This window comes from Desulfofalx alkaliphila DSM 12257, assembly GCF_000711975.1.
GTDB lineage: Bacteria > Bacillota > Desulfotomaculia > Desulfotomaculales > Desulfohalotomaculaceae > Desulfofalx > Desulfofalx alkaliphila.
The window spans coordinates 1-16,313 of sequence record NZ_JONT01000008.1 but is presented as its reverse complement, the minus strand read 5'-3'; the positions used below and the strand labels follow the sequence as shown (position 1 = coordinate 16,313).

Annotated in this window: 19 protein-coding genes and 1 riboswitch; of the genes, 7 read left to right on the top strand and 12 right to left on the bottom strand. The window is 43.0% G+C overall.

Annotated features, from left to right (window positions below; all coding sequences use genetic code 11):
• Positions 1 to 243: 243 nt before the first annotated feature.
• The 4 genes from BR02_RS0105500 to BR02_RS0105485 form a co-directional block, all read right to left on the bottom strand.
• Positions 244 to 1,965 (bottom strand): DUF342 domain-containing protein, encoded by a 1,722-nt coding sequence (locus tag BR02_RS0105500; protein WP_031515005.1) that lies wholly within the window; start codon positions 1,963 to 1,965, stop codon positions 244 to 246.
• 109 nt (positions 1,966 to 2,074) lie between these two features.
• A complete protein-coding gene (locus BR02_RS0105495; RefSeq protein WP_031515003.1) occupies positions 2,075 to 2,815 on the bottom strand; it encodes a UPF0280 family protein in 741 nt (246 codons plus the stop codon).
• 1 nt (position 2,816) lies between these two features.
• Complete coding sequence (locus BR02_RS0105490; protein WP_031515002.1) at positions 2,817 to 3,218, bottom strand: NIL domain-containing protein; 402 nt, start codon at positions 3,216 to 3,218, stop codon at positions 2,817 to 2,819.
• A gap of 30 nt (positions 3,219 to 3,248) precedes the next feature.
• Positions 3,249 to 4,448 carry a homocysteine biosynthesis protein gene (locus tag BR02_RS0105485; RefSeq protein WP_031515000.1) on the bottom strand — a complete coding sequence of 400 codons (1,200 nt, stop codon included), beginning with the start codon at positions 4,446 to 4,448 and terminating at the stop codon, positions 3,249 to 3,251.
• A 97-nt stretch (positions 4,449 to 4,545) separates the two neighbouring features.
• A riboswitch (SAM riboswitch) is annotated at positions 4,546 to 4,692 on the bottom strand.
• A gap of 153 nt (positions 4,693 to 4,845) precedes the next feature.
• On the opposite strand from BR02_RS0105485, the gene BR02_RS0105480 reads away from it, so the two are divergent.
• From BR02_RS0105480 to BR02_RS0105470, 3 genes are all read left to right on the top strand, one after another.
• A complete protein-coding gene (locus BR02_RS0105480; RefSeq protein ID WP_157834929.1) occupies positions 4,846 to 5,025 on the top strand; it encodes a hypothetical protein in 180 nt (59 codons plus the stop codon).
• Between the two features lie 21 nt (positions 5,026 to 5,046).
• The gene (locus BR02_RS0105475) at positions 5,047 to 5,790 is read left to right on the top strand and encodes a tRNA 2-thiocytidine biosynthesis TtcA family protein (protein ID WP_031514996.1); all 744 of its coding nucleotides are present in this window, start codon (positions 5,047 to 5,049) and stop codon (positions 5,788 to 5,790) included.
• Between the two features lie 127 nt (positions 5,791 to 5,917).
• Positions 5,918 to 6,964, top strand: coding sequence for a GNAT family N-acetyltransferase (locus BR02_RS0105470; RefSeq protein WP_157834928.1), 1,047 nt, complete (start codon positions 5,918 to 5,920; stop codon positions 6,962 to 6,964).
• Positions 6,965 to 6,985: 21 nt separating this feature from the next.
• Here BR02_RS0105470 and lgt read toward each other — a convergent pair whose 3' ends face one another.
• A complete protein-coding gene (gene lgt / locus BR02_RS0105465; RefSeq protein WP_207640985.1) occupies positions 6,986 to 7,768 on the bottom strand; it encodes a prolipoprotein diacylglyceryl transferase in 783 nt (260 codons plus the stop codon).
• A 151-nt stretch (positions 7,769 to 7,919) separates the two neighbouring features.
• Between lgt and upp the strand changes: the two genes are divergently transcribed.
• From upp to sdaAA, 3 genes are read left to right on the top strand one after another with little or no spacing between them, the layout of a single operon-like run.
• Entirely contained in the window at positions 7,920 to 8,558 is a 639-nt protein-coding gene (gene upp, locus BR02_RS0105460; protein ID WP_031514991.1) for a uracil phosphoribosyltransferase, read from the top strand.
• Positions 8,559 to 8,564: 6 nt separating this feature from the next.
• On the top strand, positions 8,565 to 9,248 hold the full coding sequence (gene sdaAB / locus BR02_RS0105455) for an L-serine ammonia-lyase, iron-sulfur-dependent subunit beta (RefSeq protein ID WP_238442409.1): 684 nt from the start codon (positions 8,565 to 8,567) through the stop codon (positions 9,246 to 9,248).
• Between the two features lie 18 nt (positions 9,249 to 9,266).
• On the top strand, positions 9,267 to 10,145 hold the full coding sequence (sdaAA, locus tag BR02_RS0105450; protein WP_031514987.1) for an L-serine ammonia-lyase, iron-sulfur-dependent, subunit alpha: 879 nt from the start codon (positions 9,267 to 9,269) through the stop codon (positions 10,143 to 10,145).
• A 29-nt stretch (positions 10,146 to 10,174) separates the two neighbouring features.
• Here the strand turns inward: sdaAA and BR02_RS0105445 are convergent, their stop codons facing one another.
• Both BR02_RS0105445 and BR02_RS0105440 read right to left on the bottom strand, forming a co-directional pair.
• On the bottom strand, positions 10,175 to 10,498 hold the full coding sequence (locus BR02_RS0105445; RefSeq protein WP_031514985.1) for a hypothetical protein: 324 nt from the start codon (positions 10,496 to 10,498) through the stop codon (positions 10,175 to 10,177).
• Between the two features lie 131 nt (positions 10,499 to 10,629).
• A complete protein-coding gene (locus BR02_RS0105440; RefSeq protein WP_031514983.1) occupies positions 10,630 to 11,271 on the bottom strand; it encodes a CBS and ACT domain-containing protein in 642 nt (213 codons plus the stop codon).
• A gap of 139 nt (positions 11,272 to 11,410) precedes the next feature.
• On the opposite strand from BR02_RS0105440, the gene BR02_RS0105435 reads away from it, so the two are divergent.
• Positions 11,411 to 11,617, top strand: coding sequence for a hypothetical protein (locus BR02_RS0105435; RefSeq protein ID WP_031514980.1), 207 nt, complete (start codon positions 11,411 to 11,413; stop codon positions 11,615 to 11,617).
• Positions 11,618 to 11,652: 35 nt separating this feature from the next.
• On the opposite strand, the gene BR02_RS0105430 is transcribed toward BR02_RS0105435, so the two are convergent.
• From BR02_RS0105430 to BR02_RS0105410, 5 genes are all read right to left on the bottom strand, one after another.
• Positions 11,653 to 11,934 (bottom strand): DUF503 domain-containing protein, encoded by a 282-nt coding sequence (locus tag BR02_RS0105430; RefSeq protein WP_031514978.1) that lies wholly within the window; start codon positions 11,932 to 11,934, stop codon positions 11,653 to 11,655.
• A 147-nt stretch (positions 11,935 to 12,081) separates the two neighbouring features.
• A complete protein-coding gene (locus BR02_RS0105425) occupies positions 12,082 to 12,447 on the bottom strand; it encodes a CGGC domain-containing protein (RefSeq protein WP_031514976.1) in 366 nt (121 codons plus the stop codon).
• An 88-nt stretch (positions 12,448 to 12,535) separates the two neighbouring features.
• Positions 12,536 to 14,146 (bottom strand): DAK2 domain-containing protein, encoded by a 1,611-nt coding sequence (locus tag BR02_RS0105420; protein ID WP_031514974.1) that lies wholly within the window; start codon positions 14,144 to 14,146, stop codon positions 12,536 to 12,538.
• A 158-nt stretch (positions 14,147 to 14,304) separates the two neighbouring features.
• Positions 14,305 to 15,009 (bottom strand): Crp/Fnr family transcriptional regulator, encoded by a 705-nt coding sequence (locus tag BR02_RS0105415; protein WP_051688143.1) that lies wholly within the window; start codon positions 15,007 to 15,009, stop codon positions 14,305 to 14,307.
• Between the two features lie 70 nt (positions 15,010 to 15,079).
• Positions 15,080 to 15,961 (bottom strand): putative PEP-binding protein, encoded by an 882-nt coding sequence (locus tag BR02_RS0105410; protein WP_274377115.1) that lies wholly within the window; start codon positions 15,959 to 15,961, stop codon positions 15,080 to 15,082.
• Between the last annotated feature and the right edge of the window lie 352 nt (positions 15,962 to 16,313).

The following is a 16,313-nucleotide window of genomic DNA, read 5'->3' as shown; positions in this document are numbered from 1 at the left end:
GTAGTCCAAAATTCTGCTTTTTTTAAAATTAGCAAAAAATATTTTTACTATAGCAGGATAATTTTGAGGCTACTGCCCCTTTTGTATTTAAAACTATTATACTACTTTGCCGTTAATTATCCTTTTCGCTACAGCTAATATATTCATTTTTGTTTCATTTATATTCTGATAATTGTTTGCTTATTTTTGTGTCCATGTTCACATTAGTAAATAAAAAAAACCGACCCCCCGGTCGGTTCTACCTTAGTCATCATCTTCCTTAAAAAACACCTTATACTCGGTACTATTAACAGTGTAAATGCGGGCTCCCGCTGTAAGTATCACGTTTTGATGGGCCTTTTCGATCTTAATCGCATCGCCGGTTGTTTTTAAGGTGGTTTTAACACCCATCTCAGAGCCAACCTCATTGATCTTAATGACACCTTTACAGTTTATGTTCCCACCCCTAAATATTGAGTCAATAACAACGTTACCTGAGGCGTTGATTACTGTATTAATACAGCCCCTGCCGCATACATGAACGTTGCCGGCCGCATCGATGGTTGAGTTAACTGCGTAGGATATCAAAACATCCCCTTGTTTTTCGTCAGTTGAATCAATAGAGGTCATCACAGTTAACATCCTCTGCCGCAGGGCATCCACTTCTTCAATATCTTGGATTTTCAACCAGCCTAAGCGTCTATACTTTATTACCAGTTCCCTAATTAAATTCTCCAGCTCTGCCGTTACAACCGTTTGATTCTTTTTCAAAAGACTGTTCAGTTCATCCACTAATTTAGGGGTATCTTGGTATTTCTTGTTTATGAGGGCCACAATCATCTGGCCGGCACTAAAGGGTTTATTTAACTCAGCACATTTGTCTTTGAGAGCATTAAGCCAAGTAATTATTTCTTTTAAGCTTTCCTCTAAAGTTTTAAATTTAGATTTAAAGTCTTGTAGATATTGGGAAGAACCACCGGCATTAATGGTGGAACCAATAAGGTTCTTACCCACCGAAACATTACCCAGGGCTGTTAGTTTGGCTCCGTAAACGGCCCCCCCAACATCTATATTGCCGGCAGCAAAAACAGACATTCCTTCGGCCACATCACCGTTAATGCGAATGTCGCCATTGAACTCAAGGTTGCCGGTACTCAAGTTTACTTCATTGACTTGAAATACAGGCTTTACTTGAAAGGTCCAGGTGTTTCCGGCAACTTTCAGACTGGGCAATCCCTTTTGTGAGGCTATTGCAGTTAAACCGTCCTGTTGGAGCACCACCCCGGAACCGGCCACCATTGATATTTTTTTATGCTCAGGCGCCGGTAAGGGCTGACCGTCAACTCCACAACCGGGTTCACCCTCTTTGCCGGCAGTTTTTACTGCCAGTACCTGGCCCAATTCAACTGAAGCAAGGCGTTTTTGTTTAAAATCAACCCTACCGTCAGCCATTACTTGGGGGCGCTTAGTGGATTCTCTGTCAAAAAGCACATTTACAGATTCATCTATACCGGGCACCGGCTCTTTCCCACTGGCCACCAGCACTTTACCGATTGACGGAGTTTTCACAAGATCTGCGATGGCTTGGTTATCTATCCCGTAGACCACGCCGGCCCTTTGCAGTTCCTGGGTGACCTGTTCCTTTTCAAATGTAAATTCCTCTTTCTCCAAGGGCACGGCTTTAACAAAAACACCGGTACTTGTTACTTCAACATCAAGGGCAGGCAGAACTCTGATGGCCGGTTCCAATTGAACAAAGGCCTTTAAACGATCATCGCTGATCTTTACCTTCACCTTACCTTCTACTAGCTCAGCATTGGAAGAAAATAATATTTCATCCCCAGCATTTGCCTCTGTTGTTTCCATTACCGCTTGGCCGTTAATACTAATTGTAATATCAGAATGGGGAACAAGATACACTGATCGCTCCCAGCCGTCGGGAAAAACTAATTTACCCTTTTCATTTAGTACAAAATCATTTCCCATTTGTATCTTGCTCCTTTTTAGCAAATAATGTAGTATTAACTACATTATAGCAAAAGCCGACCTTTTTTAGAAGATCGGCTCTGTCTTTTACCGGTTTATTGTGAGCACTTTACAAGGGTGCTATTCTTACCTGACCCTTTACCGCCATCTTATCATCTTTTATGGCCAGCGCTCCGGTTATTCCTTTTATCGAGGTGGCAAAATCCACTGCTTTTTGTAAATCTTCCACGTCTTTCACCATATTTGCACTGGCCGTTGCCACCGCGTCTGCCAATATGGCTGAAGGGGAAAGAACAACCACCGCATCTGCAGTGCCAAAGCTAAGTGCGTGACCCACCGTGCCCGAAGAGGTGCATATTCCCAACGGTGATTGCTCCGGCGGGATTTCCAGGGCAATTTTATTACTAAAGGGTGATTGCCCGGCAAAAATGCCTATTTTGCGTTTTTTTGTACAGCGCATATAAATGTCGCCGCCGTTTTCTATTATTACCTCCCTTGAACGGCCAAGCAGCCTTTTCCCCACATACTGGGCAAAGGCACCGGCCACTGCCGCCATGGGTCCGGTGCCGGCAAGCTTAGCGGCTTCAGCCATTTCCACAGCCATGGCAGGAGCTCCGTCTAAGGGCGATAATGGCTTTAACGTTTTTGCAAATTCCGGGTGGCGCTGTATATACTGCTCCAGTGGGCAGCGGTATTCCATGACCAAATTTTCTACCCATTTAACCAAATGGTCATTAAACCGTGTTCGCAGCACCGCAACATCCAAATCGGTTTCTTTAACCACCGCTTGAAAATGAACTAAATCCTGTTGGCGGTGTAGCTTGCGGTATGTTCTTTCCATGTATTCCAAATTAAAAACAAACCTCCATGGCCTTTACGGGGCAAACTTTTACACAAATCTGACAAACTATACATTTGTCGCTGTTAAATTGTACCTCCATGGCCGGACGCTCTAAAAATAAGGCGCCGGTTGGACATGCATCGGTACAAACTCCGCAGCTTGTGCAATTCTGCCGGTTGTGGTTCACATGTTCAGCCAACTTTTGCACCTTTATGTTCTGCTCTTCTAAATACTTAATACCGCTTTCATACCTGTCTCCCGTTAACTCCAACACCATTGTACCCTCCCGGGCCGGATTAATACGGGCTTTAATAATATTAACCATAAGGTTATAGTCTTTAACCAAGTGGTAAATAATCGGTTTTTCAGAAGTTTCCGCAGAAAACCTTAGGATTATTTTTTTAGGTGACATTTTTACAACTCCTTTATACTGTTTTTCGTCCTATTCTTTGACGTTTAAGGACTTGGGTACAATGTTATCCTTGGCTGACGGTAACTGCTGCACCGGTTGGGTTAGTTCAAACTTTCCGGCTTTAATTCTTTCCTTTAGCTCTGTGGCAATTTCCACCGCCATGGGATAGCTGGATAGTGGTGCAGTTTTTACTTTTTTACCGTTAACGGTGATTTCACCGCTCTTTAGGTCAGCATAACTTACAAACCCCAGGTTTTCGCCGGTGCGGTTGGGATAATGATCACTGTAGTCTACAATAGGAGCATAAAGCTCTTTATCTGAACGGGAAACCCAATACATAACTTCTTCATTTAAAACGGGGATAGGTATACCGATGCCCACCGCAAGGGAGCATCCATAACCTATGAAACTGCATCCCCTAATATATCTTTGGTTCATTTGTTTTAAATCACCGATCACCGATAGGGTTCCGCCGCTTGGGTGTAGCTCCACACCCGAGGCATTGAGCATCGATGGGAAGTGCTGTGTTCCATACCAGGCAACATAACCTTCACCGCCCCCGAGGAAGATGCGGGTGCCAATGCCAATGGTCAAAAAGTGTGGGTCCTTTAGCAGCGGGCTTAACTGCCCTGAGGTGCTGTAATGGGCATTGGCAAGTTTCGGTTTTAGCATTCCCATGTAGGTGTACTTTGTCCGGTCACTTAAGTTTACTGCACAATTGTAGTTTTGATATGCATTGCGAGGATTAAATAAAAATGCCTCGTTTATATCTTGTAATGTAATTTCTGTTTCTAGCTCCTTGAGGGGGTAGCAGTCTGTGCCATAGGACTGTGCCTTTAATTTAACGGGTTTACCGGCCACCAAGTCCTCTATAACATGACCGCCCCCATAGCGAAACTCGCCGGGGAATTTTTTGTTCAAGGGGTCATCCAGGGTTGGTTCAGTGGCACCGATATAGGCGTCCACAGCAGCAATCCCTGCATAAGCAGGCACATTGTTGAGCAGCACCTTGCTCATTCTCATTCTCGGCTTAGGATGCCCAAAGTTTAGAAATGCACCGGAGGAACACATGGGCCCAAAGGTTCCGGTGGTAACAACATCCACTTCTTTTGCCGCTTGGGTAACTCCCTTCTCAGCTACCAGCGAAACAACTTCCTCGGCAGTCAACACCACTGCCTGGCCGCTTTTGATTTTAGCATTAATCTCAGCATAGGTTTTTTCAACAGCCATTTTTAAATTACCTCCTGTCTTTTTGGTGCCCTTTCTCGGTGCATGAAGTAAAAAACCTCTTCACACACAGAAGAGGTTTGCAAACAAAAATTGCTACCTCTTATCTGTCAAGGGAAAACTCCCTTGCAGGATTTAGCACCAGTTCGTCAGCAGTTTAAAAACAGTTAACTGTAGCCTGTTAACCACTGCCAACGCGGTTGCCGGGTTTCATAGGGCCTGATCCCTCCACCACTCCGGATAAGAGCACACTGATTATTTAATTGAATGGTGATAGTTTACCAAGTTTGTTATCCCTTGTCAATGGGAATTTATTGATATGCAAAAAGCTCCTTTAATAATAACACACATTTTCAATTATTTTATGATAAAATATTGGTTGTTAAAAGGGGTGGAGTTTATGAAGTTTTTAGTTTATTTATGGCTTTTTATTTTTGTCTTTATGATATTAATGATTCCTTACAAATTGTTAAGATACAAAAACGCAATTTGCCCCCACTGCCAGAAAACGGTAATGGTGAAAAAGGGCAGTAAGGACCACACCTGCCCCCTTTGTAAAGGGCAGTTTACCGAAAAATAATTCTTTAAATAAGGAGACATCATGGGTAAAAACAAAAGCAATATTTTAAGATGGGTATTAAGCGAATCAGTAAAGGCCATTGCCGATTACAAAATGATTGAAGACGGAGATAAGATAGCCATTGGGGTATCGGGCGGTAAAGACAGCAGTACCTTGCTGTATGTGATGGCTTATTATCAAAAATATTATCCATACAACTTCAAAATACAACCGATTCATGTTGGCATGGGATGGGATATGGACATCACTCCGCTTCAAGAGTTTTGCCGTTCGCTGGATTTAACCCTCCATGTGGAACCGGCAGAGATCGGTAAAATAGTCTTTGATGCCAGACAGGAAAAAAACCCCTGTGCCTTATGTGCCAACCTGCGCCGGGGTGCTTTGAACAGTGCAGCCAAAGAGTTTGGCTGCAATAAGGTGGCTTTGGCCCATCACCTGGACGATGCAATTGAAACCTTTTTTATGAGTTTCTTCTACAACGCACAATTTCGCACCTTTTCACCGCGCACCTATCTTGACAGGACGGACTTAACCATCATCAGGCCAATGGTTTATTTGCCGGAAAAAGACGTAATTAGATTGGCCAATAAGGCCCAAGTTCCTATCATTCATAATCCATGCCCGGCAAACCGTAAAACTAAGCGGGAGGAAGCTAAAGAGTTAGTGACAGAATTATCCAAGCGCTACCCGCGAATGAGGGATGACTTTGTTAAAGCCCTAAAAAACTTTGACGCACGCAATCTGTGGCCAAAAGTAATGCGTTAATAAAAACATTGCATTTGCAATCACACATTTACCCAAACTCCATACAATAAAGAAAGCCCAGCCACGCATAAGCTGGAAATTTCTCAGGTTGGCCTTAGGCCGGCCTATTTTTTTTGGAGTGATTGCTTTGGGGATTAATGTATATCAGGTTTCAACAAATAGGGAGTTTGATATTTTTGTCCGCTTGCCCCAGTTCATATATTACCGGGACCCCTTTTGGCTACCTGCAAGCGTCCAAAAAACAGCTAACATTCTGCTTAAGATCCCGACCAGGGAAGTTGCTTTGCTGGTGGCAGTGGATGATAACATCGTCACATCCCGGGTGGCCATTATGGCCAACCCCAAACACCATGAAAGGAACACCGCATTATTTGGCTACTTTGAAAGCACCAATAACCCGGAGGCAGTTAAAGAGCTGTTTGTAGCCGGCTGTCGCTGGGCCAAAGCAAGGGGATATGGTTATCTGGCCGGCCCGGTCAGCTATAATACAAACGACAGCGTCGGTCTGCTGATAGAAGGCTTTAACTATGCCCCCCAACAAAATATGCCCTATAATCTGGGGTATTACTCCCATCTATTGGAGTACGCCGGTTTTTCTAAATACATAGACCTGTTGGCATACCTTTGGACCCACAAGCACCCCTTCCCCCACAAACTGGCCCGGGTGGCTGAAAAGGTCAGAAAAAAACAAAGGGTGCAAATAAGAAAGATCAACTTTAATAACATCCATAGGGAGGCACAAATACTTTCCTACGTGCATAACCAAACAATGCAGGGTAATTGGGGAAGCAAACAGCTTTCTGTGGGGGATGCGGCAAACTATTTAAACAGCTACCGTTCCTTTGCTGAACCCGATCTCTTGTTAGTTGCCGAGGTAAACAGAGAGCCTGCCGGTATTTGCCTCACCTTGCCCAATATCGACTCTAAGGGCTTTATTAACGGCTGCCGGGTTGCAGTGCTAGGAGTGGTACCAAAGTTTCGCAGCAGAGGGGTGGCGGCCCTGTTGATGCACGAGACCATGGCCAGGCTATTGAGAAAGGGCTACCCCCATGCTGAGCTGTCGCTGATATTAGAAAATAACACAATGATGAACCGAATCCTAAAAGATACTTTAAAATGCGACCTTATAAAAAGATTTCGGGTGTATAGAAAAACAACAAATTGCAGGCCTTAGCGCCATAAAGCGGCAGCGGCCCTACAGCCGTTGCTGTTTTTCTTTTTTGCGGTAATGCACTATTGCCAACACACTAATGACAATTAACACTACACTGACCAGCTGGGCCATCATGATTGGCCCTAACATTAAACTGTCTGTGCGCAGTCCCTCGATAAAGAAACGGCCCAGTGAATATAATCCAAGATACAAAAAGGCAATTTCGCCTTCAAAACGTTTTTTATGCCAATATATCATTAAAAAAGCAAAAACGGACAAGTTCCACAGGGACTCATAAAGAAAAGTGGGATGATGATACTGACCGTAAATGTACATTTGATTTTTAATAAACTCCGGGAATCGGCTGATAAAGTCGTAACTGACAGGGCCACCATGGGCCTCTTGGTTAAAAAAGTTCCCCCCCCTGCCGATAGCCTGGCCTAGTATAACGCTGGGGGCACAAATATCGGCAATTTTATAAACCGGCAGCCTATGTTTGCGAACGTAAAGGTAGCCGGCCAGAACACCGCCAATTAATCCCCCGTGGATAGCTAAACCGCCGTGCCGTACGGCAAATATTTCCAAAAAATTACCGGCGTAACGATGCCATTCAAATATAACATAATACAGCCTTGCCCCAATGAAAGCCGCAGGGATAACCAGTAAAACCATGTTAATAATATGCTCGGGATCTATACCCGTCCTTTGAGCAAGGCGGTATGCGAGAAATATGCCCACCAGAAAGGCACTGGCGATAATTACTCCATACCAGTATACAGAAATAGATCCTATGGTAAAGGCTACGGGATCAATCAAACACTTCATCTCCTTGTTTTTTTTATATTTTAGCAGGGATTAAGCAATATTATAACGAAAGAGGGGCCGATTTGACAAATTACACTGTTTTTACTTTTATTCATCAACAATAGTTGCTAATATATAATATAGATCATAATTTGGCAAGGAGGACAACCCTTTGGATAATGTAGTTGTGGTAGAACACCCGGTTACTAAACACTGCTTGAAATTTTTACGGGATAAAAAAACCGGCACCGCCCTTTTCAGAGACTGTATGTCACGGCTGGGACTTTGCCTGGCATACCAGGCCACTGCAGATTTGCCCACCAGGCAGGCACAGGTAGAAACACCTTTAAATGTAATGGCAGATGTGGAAGAATTAGATATGAAGGGAGTATTATTAATACCGGTATTGCGGGCAGGACTTGGATTTGTGAATAGTTTTTTGGAAATAATACCCGAGGCCAAAATTGCCCATATCGGCATGGCCCGGGATCACCAAACACTGGAAGCCAAAGTATATCTTCGTTCTCTGCCAGACAAGCTTGACACCTATCAGAGGGTATATGTTTTAGACCCTATGCTGGCCACCGGCAACAGCTGTGTAAAAACCATGGATATACTGACAGCATCGGGAATCGACCCTGCTTCCATTGTTTTAGTTTGTGCCTTTACAGCACCGGAGGGCATCAAACAACTGCACCAAAAGTACCCACAAATAAAAGTTGTCACAGCATCGGTTGATAAATGTTTAAATGAAGTGGGGTACATCATACCGGGTTGCGGCGACGCCGGCGACCGCCTATTTTTACTGTAAAATAGTATGCGTGGAAGGGTTGAGTACATGAAATATACCTCGGTCTTTGATATCATAGGGCCGGCTATGATTGGGCCTTCCAGTTCTCACACTGCAGGTGCAGCAAAAATTGGCTTAATGGCCCGTAAAATCTTTAATGGGCAGCCCCGGCACATTGAAGTGGTTTTTTATCGTTCCTTTGCCAAGACCTATAAAGGTCACGGCACCGATTTGGCTTTAATCGGCGGATTGCTGGGCTACGGTGTAAACAGCCCACACCTGGTACAAGCAGCGGAACACGCTGCAAAATTAGGGTTAAATATAGCAATAACAACCAGTGAAGAGGACGTCACTCACCCCAACACAGTAAAGATAACCATGGCCAATAAAAATCACCGCCTAACCGTGGTCGGTATATCCCCCGGTGGCGGCAGGGCAGAAATCATCTCAATCAATGACTTTAATATTAAAATCTCGGCGGATAATAATTTCTTAATAATATTTCATTTTGACCGCCATGGAGTAATAGCTTCAGCTGCCAAATTGCTGGCCTCCGAGGGAATAAACATTGGATATATGGAGGTGGCCAGAAAGTCACGGGGTTCTGAAGCCCTGATGACCATAGAGACCGATCAAGTGATACCGGAAAGGATTACAAAAGAGCTAAAAAAAATACCCCATGTAACAAATGTGGTGGTTCACAATAAATAGCAGAAGGCGGTTACAATCATGTACTTCAAAACAATGGAACAACTTGTTAATATATGCCAGTCAGAAAAAATGAGGATATCCGAAGTAATGATTAAGCAGGAATCAGAAACCACCGGCATTTCAGAGGAAGAAATATTTAGCAATATGTCAGATCATCTGGCGATAATGGAAAAAGCCATTGCCAGGGGGATTAATGAAGACCTAAAATCGCGCAGCGGGCTTGCCGGGGGTGATGCAAAACTATTGGCGTCATATAATAAAAACTCCACAGCCCTGTCCGGTAAATTAATGATGGAGGTGCTCACCTCAGCTTTGGCCACATCAGAGGTAAATGCCTGTATGGGAGCAGTGGTGGCTACTCCAACGGCAGGTTCCTGCGGAATAGTACCGGGATGCATTTTAACGGTGGGCTCATATCTCAACGCCTCCCGGGATGAAATGATCCATTCGCTGTTTACAGCCGGAGCCGTTGGTTTGGTTATTGCTAACAAGGCCGGCATCTCCGGGGCCGCCGGTGGTTGTCAGGCAGAAATCGGATCCGCCTCCGGCATGGCTGCAGCCGCAGTGGTGCAATTGTCAGGCGGCACTGCCCGGCAGTGTTCCCACGCAGTGGCCATAGCATTAAAGAGCATGCTGGGACTGGTTTGTGATCCGGTGGCAGGTTTGGTGGAAGTACCTTGTATAAAGCGAAATGCAACCGGCGCTGCACTGGCCATAGTGGCATCAGACCTGGCCCTGGCCGGAATAGAAAGTGCAATACCCTGTGATGAAGTGATTGATGCCATGTACCGGGTAGGCCGCTCGTTACCGGAAACACTGAAGGAAACCTCCATGGGCGGCTTAGCCACCACCAAAACCGCCAAGGCAGTGGAAAAACGTATATTTACAAACCCATGATAAATAATTTAAGGAGCGTCAATCGCTCCTTAATACTGTCGTCTGGCCATAATTTTGGCATTTATTTTTTCTATCAAATACATGGTATTAAAATTATGGTGCACTTGATTGGCCACACCCTCCACTCCGCCATCAAAATCTACCAAGTTATTCGGTATAACTGTTCTAAAGCCATATTCCTTTTCCAAGTCATCCACTACCTTTTCCAATACCTGCTCCCTTGTTTCTTCATCACCTATTTCTTTCCACAAGGCAGATGGCTCAACCATATTACCCGTTATTTGCTCAACGGCATTTAAAAAAGTCTCCCTAAAAGTAATAAAAGAAGGCTGTCTTTTCTCCAATATCCCCATCCATTACACCCCTTAAATTCCCTAGCATTATACTATTATATTCTTGCATTACTCTTCATTTTCCTGCATTACTTATGTTTATAAAAACTTAAACCCTCTAACATATTGTCAGAAGGTTTTTTAAAGTTCATTTAACCACAGCTACCGGCTTGGTCAACTTTATAACCGGCTTTCTCTAAAGCATTAATCACCTCAAAGGGCTGGGCTGTGCATAGTCGCAGCATCATCTGCACCATACCCCCGGATCTCTCTATTACACCAATGCCGGCCACATCTATATTGCAATCCCTTACTATACCTGTGATTTCAGCTATTAAGCCAATTTTATTTTTGGTTTCAATCACAATGCGAGTTCCTGCTCTTTTTGCACCAGACATTTTTATAATGGCATCAAAAATATCTGACTCGGTAATAATGCCCACTAACACATCCTTGTCTATCACCAATAGGCTATTTTCCTTATTCTCTCTCATCAGCAAGGCAGCTTCTTCAATGGCACAATATGGTGTAACCGTAAGGGGATTTTTATTCATGACGCTGCCAACCGATAATTTTGACATTAAATCTTTGATTTCATAAACACTTAAGGTGGTAGCCGGTGAAGGAGAGGCTGCAAGTAACTCTTTTTCGGTTACTAGACCAATATGTTTGTAACCTGAAGTGACAGGGAGTTGTCGAATTTTATTCTTTTTTAATATATCAAGGGCTTCAATAACAGAAGTATCTTTACTAACGGTAATTGGTGAAGTAGTCATATAATCAGCTACAAACATTTAAATTCCCCCTCAATGAATTTTTTACACGTATTGTAACTTAACAAAGAACCCAAAGCAATACCCAAATACAAGTATTATGTTCGGTGCTTTTACCTTATTTTATGGTATAATGTTTATAGAAAGGAGTGTTTTCAAGGTGTTTGATGTTATATGTTATCGCCTTAAAGGTCATCTGCAATATCTAAGTGAAATTGTGCCTGCAGGAACGCCTGTGAACGAAGCCATAGAAAATATTCAAAATGTAGAAGAAACATTGAGATTTACCGGATTTCCAACCATAGAAAAGGCACAGGCTTTTATTGATAATTTTCAGGCAGACGCCAATAAGAGTACAAGTGATTGAAGGCAGGCCACATAACCTTGGGGCTTATAATAGTATTATAGTATCTCGGTGTACAATGAAATAACTTCTGCAATTCCCAGGGATTCGATAAACCTTGCCACCTTGCTTAAAACGCTTTGCACATGGGCTGTTTCATTGCTCACACAGGCCACTCCCAGGGTGGCTCGCTGCCAGGTGTCTTGCCTATCAACCTCGGCAATAGAAACATTGTATTTAGCCCTCACCCGGTCTAAAATACTCCTCAAGACTCTGCGCTTGTCCTTTAAAGTGCTTGCTTGCCCAACAAATAATTCAACCGTAAGTGTTCCCACTACCATAATTTGCCCCCTGAAATATAATAAAGTTATTGTTCAAGGCCTGCAAATGAATATGCCGCCCCTGTAGTTATATTAACTAATAATGCTGCCATATGCAATCAAAGCCAGATATGAACAAAAAGCCGGTGAATCACACCGACTTTTTATTTAGTAGTTATGAGTTCCAATTACAACCTTCTTATTAAATTTAGTTTCTAAAATATTTTTCATTTTTTCTAAGTTAATTGGGCATGCAGCAGTTTCAGTGGCTTTTACCAAACAAGTACCAAAGTGAATGGTATCAACCTCACGTCCCTGTGCCCTCAAATTTTCCAGCAGCAAGACGGTACGGGGAATTAATAGACCCGGGCAATCGCCACAATGACTCATGGCCACTATTTCTACGTCATCTTCATCTAGATAGCGTTCAAATTCCCCGGCGCGATCTGAGAAAGCCTTAAAGCACTTAATACATGCAATGCAATTGACATCTCGAATCTTTTTACAAGAAAAAATTGCTATGGATTTTGACATTATAATACCCCCTAGTGATATGAACTCTACTAAGAGGTATTCTATTAAACGGTCTTTAAGTCCTGCCTGTGCCCAAACCAATTTATTATTATTCAGCGGATATTATATACGGGTACAGGGGTTGACCACCGTAATGAACTTCAAATTCTAAGTTAGGAAAATCACGCTGCAGCATTTCTGCAGTTTGCCTTGCACTTTCACCGTTTTGATCTTCACCGTAGTAGAGGGTGATTAACTCCTCTCCGCCAGAGGTTAACTTTTCCATCAACTGCTTTAATACCAGATAGGTGTCATTGCCAAATGCAACAATTTGTTCATCGGCTAAGCCTATAATATTTCCTTCCTTAATGGCTTGACCATTGATGCTTACATTTCTCACTGCGGTGGTTACTTCTCCCGTTCTCACCAGCTTAAGGGCTTCTTGCATTCTGTCGGCGTTTTCTTCCAAGGTGCCCTCTGGGTTTAATGACAGCAGCGCAGTCAAACCCTGGGGAATAGAAACGGTGTTTACCACCTCAACAGATTTTTCAGTCATCAGGGCCGCTTGTTTGGCAGCCAAAACAATATTTTTATTATTTGGCAACACAATAATGTTTTGAGACGGTGCTTTTTCAATAGCCTGCAAAATTTCCTCGGTGCTGGGGTTCATGGTTTGTCCGCCGGTAATAACCTTATCTACTCCCAAGCTTTCCATAATCTTAATAATTCCTTCGCCCACTGCCACAGAAACAACAGCCAGGGGCTTATCGGCTTGGCCTTTCTCAAGACTTAAATTCTGTTCACGCATGTTACTAATATTCATTTGATGCAAAGTACCATAATTTAGACAAGTTTCAATGACCAAGCCTGGATGGTTGGAGTGGATGTGCACCTTTAATACTTGATCACTGCCAACAACCATTAAACAGTCCCCATAGGGGCTTAACTCGTTTTTAATTTTTTCTATGGGCAGGTCAGTACCTTTTAATATAAATTCGGTACAGTATGTATAATGAATATCACTGTCTATTTCTTTTAATGTGAATTCGGCCAGACGTTTCTTTTGGCTGGATGCAAAATCTTGCAGCAGCTCTATTTCTTCGACCCTGCGTAAGGCATAGAGTATCCCTTGGAGTATTATCACCCAACCCTTGCCACCGGCATCCACCACGCCTGCTTCTTTAAGAACCGCCAGTTGTTCCGGTGTTTCATCCAATGCCCTTGCAGCCTGTCTGTAGACAGTGATCATAAAACGCAGTAAGTCTGGGCTGCGATCGGCCGCCTGCTGTGCTGCTTCACTGCTTTTTCTCAATACGGTCAGCACCGTACCTTCCACAGGCTGAGCCACTGCCTGGTAGGCTAAATTTGTTCCCTCCGCAAAGGCCTTGGCCATATCCTTTGCAGTGGCCGTTGACTTACCTTTTAAAGAGTTGGCAAATCCCCTTACAACTTGCGACAAAATAACACCGGAGTTACCCCTGGCTCCCATCAGACAGCCCCTGGCCGCTGCTTCCATTATCTCTCCCACATGACTTGTTTTTGCCGCTTGAATCTCCTTAGCAGCTTCAAGAAAGGTTAAATACATATTAGTTCCGGTATCTCCGTCAGGTACCGGAAATACATTAAGTGCATCTATTTCTTGCTTAGAAGTTGCCAACAGATTAATACTCCCCATTAACATCCGTTTTAAACCTGCACCGTCTAAGGAATAAATACTCAAAGCTAACGCTCCCCCAAATTATCATTAAATTACTCTAACCTTAGTAGTTATTCTAGATTATTGTCGTGTTTCCTGCCTTTAAATTTTCCATTCTACTCTTTATGGCACCCAACCAACCATAGCCACATAAAAACCAGCCTATTATTAAGCTGGTTTGATCACATAATCCACCTGGTAAGCTTTTCAACATCGGTAATGTAAATATCTCTGCCTTCCATTGCAATACTCTTTTCCTGTTTAAAGGTGTTGAGGGCAGAAGTAACTGTCTGCCGTGATGTACCTATCATGTTGGCCATTTCTTCGTGGGTCAGTCTTAGATCTATTTTAATACCCCGATCGGTTTTTATTCCACATAACTCAGAAACCTTCAATAACATCATTGCCAGTCTACCTGAAACTTGCCAACACACCATTTCATGAACAATGGCCTCAGCCTCACGCATCCTTGCACCCAACAGTTTGGCGACTTTTATGGACAAATTTGGTTCCTGTAACAATAACTCTTGAAACTTATATTTTCTTACCACAATGGCCTTAACATCATTTATTGCCCCTGCAAAGCAAGTGCGCTCACCATGGTGTAAAGCCTCTGCAAGTCCCATTAGTTCTCCGGGACTTCTTATACAGCCTACGGTGACTCTCCTGCCATCAGTGGCTATACGATAGATTTTGACATATCCGGTTTCAATTAAATATATTTTATCAGCCACATCACCCGCAGAGAAAAGGGTATGTCCCTTTGGGTAATGCATTAACACCCCAACTGCACGTATTAATTGTTTTTCCTTATCATTAAGAGTTAAATCCTCGCCACCGCTATTAATACCCAAAGTCTTTCCCCCCCTTGCATCCACCAATTGCATACAATCAGATGTTATTATATCACATATTCCGAGCTTAAGGGTATTTCTTTAATCTAGCAACTTCATCCCATCACCTAAGTTTGTCAATGGCTGCATGCACATAATTCTTTATTCTGTCTGAGTTGGATAAGGCTAATGCCTTTGCAGCTATCCTTACAGAACTTTCCTTATCAATACCGTTCATATAATTGAACAGTTTAGCAATCAAAGATGGGTCAATTGCAATACTGCGGATTGCCAATCCAATAAATAAAGGAATTGCACATTCAATTTCAGCCAGCCTGCCGCATATTGATATATTTAGTTTTTGCCCGGGTTTACATTCCACTATCCTTTTTAAAGTGCGCAGCATAGCAGGATGCATAGGATCATTAAGTGTTGGAGCCGCAGGGGCTCTCGTATCTATGGCCATAATGTATTGGAGTAATTTGTCAGAGTCAACCAGATAGAAGTTAACTTCGTGGGTAAACATCTCTAGACTCAATACAACTGCCGGTATTTCTATCATTATGCCCAAGGGCACATAGCCACTGATTTCTTGATTTTCATCTTTCAGTTGATTTTTTACTGTTGTTATCTTATCCTTAGCCCATTTAAACTCCTCTATATCTGCTATACCCGGCAATACAATATTTACATTATTGCCATGAGCATAAGCACTGGCCCTTAATATGGCCCGTATTTGAGTAATAAACTGCTCTTCATTGGCCATGCTATGTCTAATTCCCCATTGCCCCATTAAAGGGTCACCTGCGCCACCACAATAGGTACGGATGGTAATGGGTCTATTGTCAGCCAATTTAATAGCCTCTCGGTAATTTTGAAAATGATATTCTTCAGAGTGACTATCAGAACTACCATACAAAAACTCTGTACGTAAAACACCAATACCTTCGGCCCCATTGCTAATTGCCCTTTTCAACTCTTCAAGGTTAGAAACATCTGCATGAATACTTAAATTTTCCAGTTCTCACACCTCCGAAGGTATAACATGGCAAATAAAACTATACCAAATTCCTTGCTCTTTTTCCAATGATTTTTCTCATTATTGTAGTAAAATAGTATTCACAAGAGACACTCCTTTGGTAATTTGGGTTTTCGTCGACTTTGTTTTACTAATAACAGTGGTCTCTTTTTTCTTTTTTCTAACAACAATTTTGCACTACGGTAAATTAAACAAGGTAAAAAATAAAACCCCTGGGAATACCCAGGGGCTAAAATTTATTTCGGCAATACCCCAGAGGGCACGCAGCGACCTTACTCTCCCAGGGCTATGCCCCAGCACCATCGGCCCTGCAGGGCCT